This is a genomic window from Streptomyces similanensis (assembly GCF_039543625.1).
In the GTDB taxonomy this organism is placed as follows: Bacteria; Actinomycetota; Actinomycetes; order Streptomycetales; family Streptomycetaceae; genus Streptomyces; species Streptomyces similanensis.
The window spans coordinates 30,538-46,380 of sequence record NZ_BAABKC010000044.1; the positions used below are offsets into that span (position 1 = coordinate 30,538).

The following is a 15,843-nucleotide window of genomic DNA, read 5'->3' on the forward strand; positions in this document are numbered from 1 at the left end:
GCGGGCGCGGCCGGGGTCTGGGCGGCCGGGGCGGCCGTCTCGGTCGGGGCCGGGGCGGCCTCGGCCGGAGCCTGCTCGGCGGCCGGGGCCTGCTCGGCGGCCCGCCGGGCCTCCTCCGCCCGCAGCAGCGCCTCCTCCGCCTTGCGCTGCTTTTCCAGGCGCCGCGCCTCGGCCTCGGCGTGCAGCCGGGCCTCCTCCTCGGCCTGCCGCAGCCGCCGTTCCTCCTCGGCCTTGCGCCGGGCCTCGGCCTCCGCCCGGGCCTGCTCCTCGGCGAGCAGCCGGGCGCGCTCCTCCTCGGCGCGCCGGCGCGCGTCCTCGGCCCGCTGCCGGGCCTCCTCGGCCTGCCGTTCGGCCTCGCGGCGCTGGGCCTCCTCCAGCTCGCGCCGCTTGCGCTCCTCCTCCTCGGCGCGCAGCCGGGCGAGCTGCTCCTGGCGCTCCCGCTCCAGGCGCTCCTCCTCGGCCTTCTTCCGCGCCTCCTCCTCGGCGCGCAGCCGGGCCTCTTCCTCGGCCTTCTTCCGTGCCTCCTCCTGGGCCGCGATCTCGGCCTCGGACAGCGGCAGCACCTGGTCGAGCCGGTGCCGGACGACGGTGGTCACCGCTTCGGGCTCCTGACCCGCGTCGACCACGAGGTAGCGGCCGGGGTCGGCGGCGGCCAGGGCGAGGAAGCCGGAGCGCACGCGCGCGTGGAACTCGGCCGGCTCCGACTCCAGCCGGTCCGGCGCCTCGGTGAACCGCTCGCGGGCCGTCTCCGGGGAGACGTCGAGCAGGACCGTCAGATGCGGCACCAGGCCGTTCGTCGCCCAGCGCGAGATCCGCGCGATCTCGGTCGGTGACAGGTCGCGGCCCGCGCCCTGGTAGGCGACGGAGGAGTCGATGTAGCGGTCGGTGATCACCACGGCGCCGCGCTCCAGGGCGGGCCGTACGACCGTGTCGACGTGTTCGGCGCGGTCGGCGGCGTACAGCAGCGCCTCCGCGCGGTGCGACAGGCCCTGCGAGGACACGTCCAGCAGGATGGACCGCAGCCGCTTGCCGACGGGCGTGGCGCCCGGCTCGCGGGTGAGGACGACCTCGTGGCCCTTGGCGCGGATCCAGTCGGCGAGTGCCTCGGCCTGCGTGGACTTGCCCGCGCCGTCGCCGCCCTCCAGGGCGATGAAGAAGCCCGAGGCGGCGGGCGCCGTCACCGGGTCGTCGCCGCGCAGGGCGTCGACCAGGTCCTGCCGGAGCGGTACGCCGGAGCGGTCGTCGACCTTGGCGAGGACCAGCGCGGCCACCGGCAGCAGCAGCGCGCCGACCAGCATCAGCGTGAAGGCGGCGCCGCCGTGCGCGAACACGAACTTGCCGTTCTCCAGCCGGTGCGGGCCGATTCCGGCGGCGACCACCGGGGCGAGCACGGCGCCGAGGGCGATGAAGACCCGGACCACCGCGTGCAGGTGCTCGGTCATGCGCGGCCGGCGGTAGTCCTCGGCCTCCAGGTCGAGCAGGGTGTGCCCGGTGTTGGCGGCGACGCCCGCGCTCACGCCGGCCAGGGCCAGGAGCAGCAGGACGGTGGTGACGTCCGGGACCAGTCCGGCGGCGAGCAGGGCGACGCCGGTGAGGGCGATCGCCAGCGCCAGCAGCCGGCGCCGCGACAGCGTGACGAGCGCCTTGGGCGCCGTACGGATGCCGGCCGCGACGCCGCCGGTGACGGCGAGCACCGCGAGTCCGTAGAGGACCGGGCCGCCGCGCAGGTCGGCGGTGTGCAGCGCGCACACGGCGACCGCGGCGGCGATCGCCCCGGCGACGGCCGCGGAGGCGAGCACGAGCAGCGGGACGGCCCCGGTGCGGCCCTTGTCGACGCCGGCGCCGGTCTTCGGGCGGCGCAGTCCTTCGAGCGGCGACCGCGCGCGCGGGGTGTGCGCGCCGGGCAGTTCCAGGTAGGTCAGCACGGCGAGGGAGGCGGCGAACAGTCCGGCCGCGACGTAGGAGGCGAGCGCCGCCTGGTGCTGGTCGAACCAGGCGAGCCCCGTGCCCAGCAGGTTGTTGAGCAGGGAGGCGACGACCAGGGCGGCGGCGGCCAGCGGGATCGCCAGGAAGTTCGTGCGCAGCGAGAGCCGGCGCAGGGCGTCCAGGTGGTCGGGCAGCGGGCGGACGGTGGCGCCCTCGGGCGGCGGGGCGGGCAGCAGCGCGGGGGCCGCGCTCTCCCGGCACACCGTCCACAGCCGCTCGGCGAGTCCGGTGACCAGGACGGTGACCAGCAGGAGGGTCAGCGCGTGGCCGGGGGTCCAGTCGATCCACAGCGGGGCGGCGATCAGCAGCAGGGCGCGCACGCCGTCGGCGCCGACCATGGTCCAGCGGCGGTCGAGCGGCCCCTCGGGGGCGGTGAGGGCGGTGAGCGGACCGAGGAGGACCGCTCCGAAGAGCACCGTCGCCACGATGCGCGCCGCGAAAACGGTCGCCACCGCGAACGCCGCGCCCCGGTAACCGCCGCCGAAGGAGCCCTCGGCGACCGCTGTCTGGAGGGTGAGGAGGACCAGCACCAGGAGGGCGAGGGTGTCGCCGATCCCGCCCACGAGCTGTGCGCTCCACAGCCGCTTCAGCTGCGGCCGGCGCAACAGCGCCCGGACGGCGCGCTCGCGGGAGTCCGCCACCAGCGCGTCGTCGGGGGCGGAGGCGGTGGTGGGGGCCGTTGGCTGCTCGGCTCGCGTCATGCGTTCAGCCTATCGGGACGCACCGACAACACGTGGTGACCGCCCGAACGTGTGCACGCCCCGACACCAAAGTGATGCCGGGGCGTTCGTTCCGCGAACGAGACGTGAAGAACCGGGCCGGCCCGCTCCACTCGGCCTGTCCCCGCGCGGAGAACGCCCGCGCGCGGAGAACGCCTGCGCGGGGAGCACTCGCCCGGGAGCGCCCGCACGTACGGGGAGCGCCCGCACGAGGAGGGCCCGCGCGGGCGCGCGACGCGGCGCGCCCGGGTCGGTCGCGCGCCCCGGATCAGTCCTCCGCGGCCTTCGAGGACGCCGTCTTCTTGGCGGTCGTCGCCTTGGCCGCGGTCTTCTTGGCGGTGGCGGTGGTCGTCTTCTTGGCGGTGGCGGTGGTCGTCTTCCTGGCGGCGGTCTTCTTGGCGGCCGTCTTCTTCGCCGCCGTGGCCGTCGTCTTCTTGGCCGCCGTCTTCTTGGCGGGCGCCTTCTTCGCGGTCTTCTTGGCCGGTCCCTTGGCGCGCTTCTCCGCGAGCAGCTCGAATCCGCGTTCGGGCGTGATCGTCTCGACGCTGTCGCCGGAGCGCAGGGTCGCGTTGGTCTCGCCGTCGGTGACGTACGGCCCGAAGCGGCCGTCCTTGACCACGACCGGCTTCGCGCTGACCGGGTCCTCGCCCAGTTCCTTCAGCGGCGGCTTGGCCGCGGCCCGGCCCCGCTGCTTGGGCTGGGCGTAGATCGCCAGCGCCTCTTCCAGCGTGATCGTGAAGAGCTGGTCCTCGGACTGCAGCGACCGCGAGTCGGTGCCCTTCTTCAGATACGGGCCGTAGCGGCCGTTCTGCGCGGTGATCTCCTGGCCCTCGGCGTCGGCGCCGACCACGCGCGGCAGCGACATGAGCCGGAGCGCGTCCTCCAGGGTCACCGTGTCCAGGGCCATCGTCTTGAAGAGGGACGCCGTGCGCGGCTTGACCGCGTTCTTGCCCGTCTTCGGGGTGCCCTCGGGGAGGATCTCCGTGACGTACGGGCCGTAGCGGCCGGCCTTGGCGACGATGGCGTGCCCGGTCTGCGGGTCGGTGCCCAGTTCGAAGTCGCCGCTGGGCTTGGCGAGGAGTTCCTCGGCCAGCTCCACGCTCAGCTCGTCCGGCGCCAGGTCGTCCGGGATGTCGGCGCGCTGGTGCTCCTCGGTGTCCTTCTCGCCGCGCTCGATGTACGGCCCGTAGCGGCCCACCCGCAGCACGATGCCGTTGCCGACCGGGAACGAGGACACCTCGCGGGCGTCGATGGCGCCGAGGTCGGTGACCAGTTCCTTGAGGCCGCCGAGGTGGTCGCCGTCGCCGTTGCCGGCGTCGGCGGCGCCGCCCTCACCGGTGCCTTCGCCGAAGTAGAAGCGCTTCAGCCACGGCACGGCGCGGGCCTCGCCGCGCGCGATGCGGTCGAGGTCGTCCTCCATCCGGGCGGTGAAGTCGTAGTCGACGAGCCGGCCGAAGTGCTTCTCCAGAAGGTTCACCACGGCGAAGGACAGGAAGGACGGCACCAGGGCCGTGCCCTTCTTGAACACGTAGCCGCGGTCGAGGATCGTGCCGATGATCGACGCGTACGTCGACGGGCGGCCGATCTCGCGCTCCTCCAGTTCCTTGACCAGGCTGGCCTCGGTGTAGCGGGCCGGGGGCTTGGTGGCGTGCCCGTCGACCGTGATCTCCTCGGCGCCGAGCGCGTCGCCCTCGGCGACCTGCGGCAGCCGCCGCTCGCGGTCGTCCAGCTCGGCGTTCGGGTCGTCGGCGCCCTCGACGTACGCCTTCAGGAAGCCGTGGAAGGTGATCGTCTTGCCGGAGGCGCTGAACTCGACGTCCCGGCCGTCGGCGGCCCGGCCGCCGATCTTGACCGTGACGGAGTTGCCGGTCGCGTCCTTCATCTGGGAGGCGACGGTCCGCTTCCAGATCAGCTCGTACAGCTTGAACTGGTCGCCGGTCAGACCGGTCTCGGCGGGCGTGCGGAAGCGGTCGCCGGAGGGGCGGATCGCCTCGTGCGCCTCCTGCGCGTTCTTGACCTTCCCGGCGTACGTGCGCGGCTGCGGCGGCAGGTAGTCGGCGCCGTACAGCTGCGTGACCTGGGCGCGGGCGGCGGCGACCGCCGTCTCGCTCAGGGTGGTGGAGTCCGTACGCATGTACGTGATGTAGCCGTTCTCGTACAGCTTCTGCGCGACCTGCATGGTGGCCTTCGCGCCGAAGCCGAGCTTGCGGCTGGCCTCCTGCTGGAGCGTCGTCGTACGGAACGGGGCGTACGGCGAGCGGCGGTACGGCTTGGACTCGACGGACCGGACGGAGAAGGCGGTGTTCTCCAGGGCGGCGGCGAGCGCGCGGGCGTTCGCCTCGTCGAGGTGGAGGGTGTTCGCGGTCTTCAGCTGCCCCAGGGAGTCGAAGTCGCGGCCCTGCGCCACGCGCCGGCCGTCGACCGACTGGAGGCGGGCGACCAGCGACGACGGGTCCGACGGGTCGCCGGCCCGGCCGGTCGAGAAGGTGCCCGTCAGGTCCCAGTACTCGGCCGAGCGGAAGGCGATGCGCTCGCGCTCCCGTTCGACCACGAGCCGGGTCGCGACGGACTGCACACGGCCGGCCGACAGCCGCGGCATGACCTTCTTCCACAGCACCGGGGAGACCTCGTAGCCGTAGAGGCGGTCGAGGATCCGGCGGGTCTCCTGGGCGTCGACCAGCTTCTGGTTGAGCTGGCGCGGGTTGGCCACGGCCGCCCGGATCGCGTCCTTGGTGATCTCGTGGAAGACCATGCGCTTGACCGGGATCTTCGGCTTCAGCACTTCCTGGAGGTGCCAGGCGATGGCCTCGCCCTCGCGGTCCTCATCGGTGGCGAGGAAGAGCTCGTCGGAGTCCTTCAGCAGGTCCTTGAGCTTCTTGACCTGGGCCTTCTTGTCGGCGTTGACCACATAGATCGGCTGGAAGTCGTGTTCGACGTCCACACCGAGGCGGCGGACCTCGCCGGTGTACTTCTCGGGGACCTCCGCGGCGCCGTTCGGAAGGTCGCGGATGTGCCCGACGCTCGCTTCGACGACGTAGCCGGGGCCGAGATAGCCCTTGATCGTCTTCGCCTTGGCAGGCGACTCGACGATGACGAGTCGGCGGCCGCCCTGTGCGGTCTCGCTGGTCGGGGACAACTTCGCTCTTCTCTCCGGTCGACGCCTGGATCTCGCTGGGTCTCCCCAGGCCTTGGTGGCACCCGGGGTCGGGTCGTGCTGACGCTGCGGAGTGTGACGGTACATCCCGCCCCCGTGTCAAACGGGAAAAGCCCGCAACGGCCACTCGAACGGTAACCCGACTACCGCCCTTCCTGCCGCCCGGACCGCTGACCGGCCCGTTCGGGCCGATGCGGAACGTACAGCGCCGGTTACCGGGGCCGCCGCGCTGCGACCGTTCTCACAGCGTCGTGAGACACCACGCGCCGGCGGCCAGGGACGCCAGCGCGGCCAGTGTCGCGAGGGCCGCCGAGGCCGTCCGGCCGACGCCGAGCGCGACCGGTTCGCGGTGCCGCGTCCGGTACGCCACCCACCCCAGCAAAGCCACTCCGAACAGGGCGAACACCGCCCCCGTGAAGATCGCCGGACCGCTCTCCATGTACGTCCCCTCCCCGTTCCGGTCCCCCGGTCGGGCAGGCTGGCACCCATGGGCGACGGCGCGGCCAACCTCCGGTGAACGCCGGACGGCCGGACGCGCGCGGGCGCCCGGCGGGCCGTGTCCGGTCACCGGGCGGAACCGTTCGGGCACGTGCGCACATGACCGAAAAATGGTGGAAGACGGGCCTCGCCGACCCGCCGGTTCTCAGTTCCCCGGTTCGAGGAAGCCCTGTTCGACCAGGAGCCGGATCTGCGCGGGGGTGCGGTCGCGCAGCAGCACCGGGTCCTCGCCCACCAGCTGGGCGATGGCGTCCAGGATGCGGCCGGCGCTCAGCGTGCCGTCGCAGACGCCGGCGAAGCCCGCGCCGACCGTGTCCACCGTCGTGGCGCGCCGCATCCCGCGGTGCTGGCGCAGCACCACGTGCTCCGGGTCCTCGGCGCCGGGCAACCCGACCTGCTCCTGCACGATCTCGCGGGCCAGCCGGAAGAACCCGTCAAGCAGCGCCGCGTCGTCGTGGTCGCGCAGATAGGCGATGCGGTCGAAGTGCGCGCGCACGGTCTCGCCGAGCGGCTGCTCGATGGGGTGCGGCCACTCCTCCACGGTGATCACGGGCTCGGCGGAGTCCGTCCGGCGCAGGGTGATCCAGCCGAAGCCGACCGCCTTCACCTTGCGCGCCTCGAACTCGTCGAGCCAGGCGTCGTACCGGGCCTGGTACTCCGCCGGGTCGTCGCGGTGGTCACCGGCGTCCCGGAGCCACAGCTCGGCGTACTGCGTGACGTCCTGCACCTCGCGCTGCACGATCCACGCGTCGCACCCGCGGGGCACCCACGACCTGAGCCGGTCCTGCCAGTCCTCCCCCTCCACGTGCTGCCAGTTGGCGAGGAACTGCGCGAACCCGCCCTCGTTCAGCCGCTCCCCCGACTGCTGAACGATCGTGCGGCACAGATCGTCCCCGCCCATGCCGCCGTCCCGGTACGTCAGCCGGGCGCCGGGCGAGATGACGAACGGCGGGTTGGACACGATCAGGTCGAACGTCTCGCCCTCGCGCACCGGTTCGAACAGCGAGCCCTGGCGCAGATCGGCGGCCGGGGCGCCGGACAGCGCGAGCGTGAGCGCGGTGATGTGCAGCGCGCGCGGGTTGACGTCCGTGGCGGTCACCCGCGTGGCGTGCCGGCCGGCGTGCAGCGCCTGGATGCCGGAACCGGCGCCGAGGTCGAGCGCGGAGCCGACGGGCGTACGGACCGTGATCCCGGCCAGGGTCGTGGAGGCGCCGCCGACGCCGAGGACGACGCCTTCCTCGCGGCTGCCGATCCCGCCGGCGCCGCCGACCGCGCACCCGAGGTCGGACACGATGAACCAGTCCTCGCCGTCGAGTCCGCCGTACGGCCGCACGTCCACCGTCGCGGCGAGCCCGTCCTGCCCGGCGCGCACCAGCCAGCCGGCCGCCAGGCAGTCCTCGACGGGCAGGACGTCCGACACGCGCGCGTGCGACACGGGCTGTTGCAGCAGGAACAGCCGGACCAGCAGCTCCAGCGGGGTGTCGCCGCGGGTGGCCCGGAGCGCGGGCACGGTCTCGCTGCGGGCCAGCGCCGCGTACGCGGGCGCGCCGAGCAGTTCGAGCAGTCCGTCCGCGGTGAAGGAGACGGCGAGCAGGGCGTCCCGGAGCCGGGCGGCGACGTCCGGACGGTCGGCGGTGGGCAGGGCGGGCAGGCTGGAGTCACTCACGACCCCATTGTGTCGGCTCCCACCGACATCGCACGCGCGCGTGCCGCACCGGTGTCGGGCACGCGCGCGTGGACGGTCGTCGTACGGGTCGTACGGGTCGGGCGGGTCGGGCGGGTCGGGCGGGTCGGGCGGGTCGGGCGGGTCGTACGGCTCGGGCGGGTCAGCCGTTCGCCGGCGCGGCCGAGTCGGAAGCCGAGTCGGAGCCGGACGCCGAGTCGGCGGCGGAGCCGGATCCGGAGGCGGGGGCCGACGCCGTGGCGGAGGCGGACTTGCAGCTCGGCTGCTTGGCCATCGCCTGGCCGACGTCGCCCTCCTCCAGGTTCTTCAGCGCGTCGCTGCCGCTCCGGCTCAGCTTGTCCAGCTGGGTGGCGATGTCCTTGAGGCCGTCGGCGAACTTGGCCTGGTTCTTGGTGTTGAGCTTGTCCACCTGCTGCTTGAGCGTGGCGTAGGAGGCGCCGAGGTCGTTCAGCTCCTTGACCGCGTCCTGCTGCTTCTTCCGGCCGTTGTCCACGTCGGGCGCGCCGGCCTTGCTCACGGTGGCGCCGATCGCCTTGTAGGCGTCGGACATGTCCTGGAAGGCCTGGGCGTCGGTCTTCTGGACGTCGGCCGGGCTGCTGTTGTCCGAGGTCTCCTTCTGGATCGCGGCGTTGGCGGCCTCGATCTTCTTCGCCTGCGGCTGCACCCCGTCGCACACCTGCTTGGCCCAGGTGTCGAGCGCGTCGTTCTTGTCGTCGGCGCCGCTGCTGCCGGAGCATCCCGTCAGTGCCAGTACCAGTACCGCACCGCCGGACAGCGCGGCCGCGAGCTTCTTGTTCACCGGATTGGTCCCTTCCATGGCTCTCGGCCCCGGAACATACACGCCATGGGGACGACGACCATGGTCCGGGCACCCCTTGTGTACCGGCTTGCAGCCATTTGCACCAAGCGAGAGAAGGCTCACGGGACCCGGTGAACCGGCCCGCGCACGAAAGCCGGCGGGGCGGACCGCGCACAAGCGACGGGCGGCGAGGAGCGGACCGCAGACGCGACGGGCGGGCGACGCGTCGAACGCGCCGCCCGCCCGTCGTGCGGAGTCGGTATCCCGGTACCGCGGAGGTGCCGCTGGTAGCCGGTGGCCGCTACGAGACCACCGCGGGGTCGGCCGGCTTGGCCACCCGCTCGGCGTCCTCCTCGTCCTCGTCCCCCACGGCGATCCCGCGCCGCTTGGAAACGTAGACCGAGCCGACGATCACGAGCAGCGCGAGCGCCGCGATCAGGATCCGTACGCCGATGCTCTTGTGGTCGCCGTAGGAGAACTTGATGACCGCCGGCGCGATGAGCAGCGCCACCAGGTTCATCACCTTCAGCAGCGGGTTGATCGCGGGGCCCGCCGTGTCCTTGAAGGGGTCGCCGACCGTGTCCCCGATGACCGTGGCGGCGTGGGCCTCGCTGCCCTTGCCGCCGTGGTGGCCGTCCTCGACCAGCTTCTTGGCGTTGTCCCAGGCGCCGCCGGAGTTGGCGAGGAACACCGCCATCAGCGTGCCCGCGCCGATCGCGCCCGCGAGGTAGGCGCCGAGCGCGCCGACGCCGAGCGTGAATCCGATGAAGATGGGCGCCATCACGGCGAGCAGTCCGGGCGTGGCGAGTTCGCGCAGGGCGTCCTTGGTACAGATGTCGACGACCTTGCCGTACTCCGGCGTCTCGCTGTAGTCCATGATCCCGGGCTTCTCGCGGAACTGCCGCCGCACCTCGAAGACCACCGCGCCCGCCGACCGCGACACCGCGTTGATCGCCAGCCCGGAGAACAGGAAGACGACCGCCGCGCCGGCGATGAGGCCGACCAGGTTGTTGGGCTGCGAGATGTCCATGATCAGCGTCATCGGCGCGTCGGCCCCGGTGAGCTTCGCCCCGACGTCCTGCGCGCCGGTGGTGATCGCGTCGCGGTACGACCCGAACAGCGCCGACGCCGCCAGGACCGCGGTGGCGATGGCGATGCCCTTGGTGATGGCCTTGGTGGTGTTGCCGACCGCGTCCAGGTTGGTGAGCACCTGTGCGCCCGCGCCCTCGACGTCGCCGGACATCTCGGCGATGCCCTGCGCGTTGTCGGAGACCGGGCCGAAGGTGTCCATGGCGACGATCACACCGACCGTGGTCAGCAGGCCGGTGCCGGCCAGCGCGACCGCGAACAGCGCCAGCATGATCGACGTACCGCCGAGCAGGAACGCCCCGTACACGCCGAGGCCGATCAGCAGGGCGGTGTAGACGGCCGACTCCAGGCCGATCGAGATACCGGCGAGGACAACGGTGGCCGGGCCGGTGAGGGAGGTCTTGCCGATGTCGCGGACCGGGCGCCGGGTGGTCTCGGTGAAGTAGCCGGTCAGCTGCTGGATCACGGCGGCGAGCAGGATGCCGATGGCCACCGCGACCAGGGCGAGGACACGCGGGTCGCCGTCCTTGCCGCGGATCGCCGCGTCGGTGACGCCGGTCAGGGCCGAGTACGACGACGGCAGGTAGGTGTAGACGGCCGCCGCGACGAAGGCCAGCGAGATCACCGCGGAGATGAAGAAGCCGCGGTTGATCGCGCTCATGCCGCTGCGGTCCGAGCGGCGCGGCGCCACGGCGAAGATGCCGATCATGGCGGTGAGCACGCCGATCGCGGGGACCAGCAGCGGGAAGGCGAGGCCGTCGTTGCCGAAGGCCGCCTTGCCGAGGATGAGCGCGGCCACCAGGGTGACGGCGTAGGACTCGAAGAGGTCGGCCGCCATGCCCGCGCAGTCGCCGACGTTGTCGCCCACGTTGTCGGCGATGGTCGCGGCATTGCGCGGATCGTCCTCCGGAATGCCCTGCTCGACCTTGCCGACCAGGTCGGCGCCGACGTCGGCGGCCTTGGTGAAGATGCCGCCGCCGACCCGCATGAACATCGCGATCAGCGCGGCGCCGAGGCCGAAGCCCTCCAGCACCTTCGGCGCGTCCGCCGCGTACACCAGCACCACACAGGAGGCGCCCAGCAGACCGAGCCCCACCGTGAACATGCCGACGACGCCGCCGGTACGAAAAGCGATCTTCATGGCTTTGTGCGAGACGGTGACGAGATCCTTTTCCGGCTCGCCCGCCGCGGGAGTCGCTTCCCTGGCCGCGGCGGCGACGCGCACATTGCTGCGCACGGCGAGCCACATGCCGATATAACCGGTGGCCGCCGAGAAGACGGCGCCGATCAGGAAGAACACCGATCGTCCGATGCGCTGATTCCAGTTGTCCGCGGGCAGCAGCGCGAGCAGGAAGAACACGACGACCGCGAAAACGCCGAGCGTGCGCAGTTGCCGGCCGAGGTAGGCGTTGGCGCCTTCCTGCACCGCTTCCGCGATCTTCTTCATGCTGTCGGTGCCTTCGCCCGCCGCGAGCACCTGGCGCACCAGGATTCCGGCGACCACGAGCGCGGCCAGCGCGACGGCCGCGATGGCCACCACGATGATCCGATTGTCGTGGGTCAGCACGGCGGCTGCGAGGGTTGTGGGCTGGCCAAACTGATGAGGGGTAGAAAGCCCCGCCATTCGTCCTCCTTGACGCTTGGGCTGAGCTCAAGATGTGGACGGATTGTAGGTACCGGAACCCGATCTAAACAGTGTGCGGTAAATGGAACCGGCCTCCACCCGCTCATCAGCAAATGATCGCCCGATGCTCGGGTGGCCCGAAAGCGGTAACGCCTCAAAACCATTGACCGCTGATCCATTATCAGGCTATCGATCGTGAATGAATTCACTAAATGATGGCAGGACTACCGTAGGCCTGGCATTTTTCACCGCTTCGGCGGAACGGATGCCTCACGGCGGCGCGCGGGGCGGACGAGGCGGAGCGCGCCCACCAGCACAGCCGGACGCGCCCGGCCGGGTCGGCGTCCGGCCGGGTCGGCGCTCTGTCGGGTCGGCGCTCTGTCGGGTCGGGGCCCTGCCGGGAGGCTCACCCGCCTCGTCAGGGCAGCGACGCCCTCCGCCGGGACGGCGGGTGCCAGGGGCAGCCGGGGTATCGGGCGGAACGGTGCCGCCCGCTGGGCCTGAGGGCACGCGGCGGCGGCCCACTCGGAGTGGGGCTTTCGGCCCGGAGCGGGCCGCTCGGCTGCCCGGAGTGGAATTCCCGGCCCGAAGCCGGGGCGCTCGAACAGCCGAGGAGCGGCGGCGCTCTCTCAGGCGGCCCCACCGGACGGCGGCGCCGCGCCGCGTCGATCAGCTGACGGCGCCGAATCAGCCAGCCGGCGTTACGGCACCCGAGTGACCCCGACCGGCACCCGAGTGACCCGACACGCCGACGGGCCCCGCTGGAGAGCGGGGCCCGTCGGCTGAAAGACTGAACAAACCTGAAAGACTGAACAAACCTGAACAGCCATCGGCTCAGGTGAGCACCACGGCCGGTGGAGTCGTCGGCCAGGTCATCTTGATCCGGCCCCCGCCCTCACCGCTCGTGACCTGCACGTCGTCGACGAGGCCGCTGATGACCGCGAGGCCCATCTCGTCCTCCTCGGCTTCCGCCTCGTCCACGGCCCCCGGGGCCTCCCCGGGATGGTGCGACGCGTGCGGAGCCTCGTCGCCGACCGCGATGGAGAACTGCTTCTCCTCCTCGGTCAGCGTCACCGTCACCGGCGCGGCGATGCCGCCGTTCCGGTGCAGCCCCACCGCACGGGAGCAGGCCTCGCCGACGGCGAGGCGGACCTCGTCGAGGACGGCCTCGTCGACTCCGGCCCTGCGCGCCACCGCTGCCGCCACCAGCCGGGCGGTCCTGACGTGCTCGGGCTGCGCGCTGAAGCGGAGTTCGACGGTGGCCATGCATCCCCCTAGGAGCTACGGGCGTGCTGTCGAGGGGCCGGGCCGCCGAAGAGCCCGGTCCCCCGCGTGTACTTCTTCCGCCCCGGACGACGGCCCGGGGCCGACGGTCAGTCGGTGGCCGCCACCGCTTCGTCGACCGAGGTGTGGATCGGGAACACCTTGGTCAGACCGGTGATGCGGAAGATCTTCAGAATGCGCTCCTGGTTGCAGACCAGGCGCAGCGAGCCCTCATGGGCACGCACTCGCTTCAGACCGCCGACCAGCACGCCGAGCCCGGTGGAGTCGAGGAAGTCCACGCCCTCCATGTCGACGACGAGGTGGAAATTCCCGTCGTTCACCAGCTCGACCAGCTGTTCGCGCAGCTTTGGCGCGGTATATACGTCGATTTCGCCACCGACCTCGACGACCGTACGATCGCCGACGGTACGGGTCGACAGGGACAGGTCCACGGATCCTCCAGCACCTTGCTATCGAGCGGTCGCCCCTCGGGCACCTCGGCTTGAAGCCCCCCGGGACGGTTCGCCAGCCGCGATGGCATTCAATCACTTACCGGCAGGCGTGCACGACGCCTTGGCTCCATTGTCCGTCACACCGGTGACACACTCGGTGCCAATGGCCAAGAATCACCGATCCGAAGGATCCCCGACGGACGCCGCGACCCGCCCGACGCCGGGCGCGGTCCTGGACCGGCTCGCCTCGGGGCCGAGCCGGGCTGCACGCATCACTCATACGGAGCACTTGCCCCCGCGGGCGGGTCGGCATGCCGTCTGGCCGGACCGGATTCGTCCGGAGGTCATCGCGGCCGTCCAGGCGTGCGGGATCGAGCACCCGTGGGCCCACCAGGCACGCGTCGCCGAGCACGCCCTCGACGGGGACTCGGTGGTCGTCGCCACGGGCACGGCGTCCGGCAAGTCCCTGGCGTATCTGGTGCCGGTGCTGTCCACGCTCCTGGACGGCTCCGAGGCCGCCAACGGCCGCGGCGCCACCACCCTCTACCTGGCGCCCACCAAGGCCCTGGCGGCCGACCAGCAGCGCGCCGTGCGGGAACTCGCCCGCCCCCTGGGCACCGCCGTGCGCCCCGCCGTGTACGACGGCGACACGCCGGTGGAAGAACGCGAATGGGTCCGTCAGTACGCCAACTACGTGCTGACCAACCCGGACATGCTGCACCGCGGCATCCTGCCCTCGCACCCGCGCTGGTCCTCCTTCCTGCGGGCCCTGAAGTACGTCGTCATCGACGAGTGCCACACCTACCGGGGCGTCTTCGGCTCCCATGTCGCCCAGGTTCTGCGCCGCCTGCGCCGGCTGTGCGCGCGTTATGGCGCCTCCCCCGTCTTCCTGCTGGCCTCGGCGACCGCGGCCGAGCCCTCGGCGGCGGCCGGACGCCTCACCGGGCTGCCCGTGGTGGAGGTGGCCGACGACGCCTCGCCCCGCGGTGAACTGGTGTTCGCCCTCTGGGAGCCCCCGCTCACCGAACTGCACGGCGAACGGGGCGCCCCGGTCCGCCGCACCGCCACCGCCGAAACCGCCGACCTGCTGACCGACCTCACCCTGCAAGGCGTCCGCTCGGTCGCCTTCGTACGCTCCCGGCGCGGCGCCGAGCTGATCTCGGTGATCGCCCAGGAACGGCTGGCGGAGATCGACCGGCCGCTGGCCCGGCGTGTCGCGGCGTACCGGGGCGGCTACCTCCCCGAGGAGCGCCGCGCCCTGGAACGCGCCCTGCACTCCGGCGAGCTGCTGGGCCTGGCCGCCACCACCGCCCTGGAACTAGGCGTCGACGTCTCCGGCCTGGACGCCGTGGTGATCTCCGGGTACCCCGGCACCCGCGCTTCCCTGTGGCAGCAGGCGGGCCGGGCGGGCCGCTCCGGGCAGGGCGCCCTGGCGGTGCTGGTCGCCCGCGACGACCCGCTGGACACCTTCCTCGTCCACCACCCGGAGGCGCTGTTCGACCGGCCGGTCGAATCCACCGTCCTCGACCCCGACAACCCCTACGTCCTCGCCCCGCACCTGTGCGCGGCCGCCGCCGAGCTGCCCCTCACCGAGGAGGACGTGGACCTGTTCGGGCCGGCGTGCGCGGACCTGCTGCCCCAGCTGGAGGCCGCGAAGCTGCTGCGCCGCCGGACCAGGGCCTGGCACTGGACGCGCCGGGAGCGGGCGGCGGACCTGACGGACATCCGCGGTGAGGGCGGCCGGCCGGTGCAGATCGTGGAATCCGGCACCGGACGGCTGCTCGGCACGGTCGACGAGGCCGCCTCCCACACGGCGGTGCACGAGGGCGCGGTCCACCTGCACCAGGGCCGTACCTACCTGGTGCGCTCCCTCGACCTGGACGACTCGGTCGCCCTGGTCGAAGAGGCGAACCCGCCCTACACGACGGTCGCCCGCGACACGACGGCCATCTCCGTCCTGGAGACGGACGTCACCGTCCCCTGGGGCGACGGCCGCCTCTGCTACGGCTCCGTCGAGGTCACCAACCAGGTGGTCTCCTTCCTGCGCCGACGGGTCATCACCGGTGAAGTGCTGGGTGAGACGAAACTCGACCTCCCTCCTCGTACGCTGCGCACCCGCGCCGTGTGGTGGACGGTCACCGAGGACCAGCTCGACGAGGCCCGGATCAATCCGGAGATCCTCGGCGGCGCCCTGCACGCCGCCGAGCACGCGTCGATCGGCATGCTGCCCCTGTTCGCGACCTGCGACCGCTGGGACATCGGCGGTGTCTCGATCCCGCTGCACCCGGACACGCTGCTGCCCACGGTCTTCGTCTACGACGGCCACCCGGGCGGCGCGGGCTTCGCGGAACGCGCCTTCCACACCGCCCGCTCCTGGCTCACCGCCACCCGCGAGGCCATCGCCTCCTGCGAGTGCGACGCCGGGTGCCCGTCCTGCATCCAGTCCCCCAAGTGCGGCAACGGTAACGATCCGCTCCACAAGAGAGGCGCCGTCCGCCTGCTGACGGTGCTGCTGAAGGGAGCCCCGGAGGAACCGGAGGAAGAGGCACCGGAGGAGGCACCGGCGGCTCCTTGA

General features: G+C 72.4%; 9 protein-coding genes. 1 reads left to right on the forward strand and 8 read right to left on the reverse strand.

The features are described from left to right. From tmk to bldG, 8 genes are all read right to left on the reverse strand, one after another. The coding region (gene tmk / locus ABEB07_RS14285; RefSeq protein ID WP_345668647.1) for a dTMP kinase at positions 1-2,687 on the reverse strand (2,687 nt) is incomplete at its 3' end. 286 nt (positions 2,688-2,973) lie between these two features. Beyond that, entirely contained in the window at positions 2,974-5,841 is a 2,868-nt protein-coding gene (gene topA / locus ABEB07_RS14290; protein WP_345668648.1) for a type I DNA topoisomerase, read from the reverse strand. A 259-nt stretch (positions 5,842-6,100) separates the two neighbouring features. Then, a complete protein-coding gene (locus ABEB07_RS14295; RefSeq protein WP_345668649.1) occupies positions 6,101-6,298 on the reverse strand; it encodes a hypothetical protein in 198 nt (65 codons plus the stop codon). A gap of 204 nt (positions 6,299-6,502) precedes the next feature. After that, positions 6,503-8,023 carry a class I SAM-dependent methyltransferase gene (locus tag ABEB07_RS14300; RefSeq protein ID WP_345668650.1) on the reverse strand — a complete coding sequence of 507 codons (1,521 nt, stop codon included), beginning with the start codon at positions 8,021-8,023 and terminating at the stop codon, positions 6,503-6,505. Between the two features lie 160 nt (positions 8,024-8,183). After that, on the reverse strand, positions 8,184-8,858 hold the full coding sequence (locus ABEB07_RS14305) for a small secreted protein (protein ID WP_345668651.1): 675 nt from the start codon (positions 8,856-8,858) through the stop codon (positions 8,184-8,186). Between the two features lie 283 nt (positions 8,859-9,141). Beyond that, positions 9,142-11,553 carry a sodium-translocating pyrophosphatase gene (locus tag ABEB07_RS14310; RefSeq protein WP_345668652.1) on the reverse strand — a complete coding sequence of 804 codons (2,412 nt, stop codon included), beginning with the start codon at positions 11,551-11,553 and terminating at the stop codon, positions 9,142-9,144. 834 nt (positions 11,554-12,387) lie between these two features. Continuing rightward, the gene (locus ABEB07_RS14315; RefSeq protein WP_345668653.1) at positions 12,388-12,819 is read right to left on the reverse strand and encodes an ATP-binding protein; all 432 of its coding nucleotides are present in this window, start codon (positions 12,817-12,819) and stop codon (positions 12,388-12,390) included. 107 nt (positions 12,820-12,926) lie between these two features. Beyond that, complete coding sequence (gene bldG, locus ABEB07_RS14320) at positions 12,927-13,268, reverse strand: anti-sigma factor antagonist BldG (RefSeq protein WP_009189842.1); 342 nt, start codon at positions 13,266-13,268, stop codon at positions 12,927-12,929. A gap of 82 nt (positions 13,269-13,350) precedes the next feature. On the opposite strand from bldG, the gene ABEB07_RS14325 reads away from it, so the two are divergent. After that, a complete protein-coding gene (locus ABEB07_RS14325; RefSeq protein WP_345668654.1) occupies positions 13,351-15,843 on the forward strand; it encodes a DEAD/DEAH box helicase in 2,493 nt (830 codons plus the stop codon).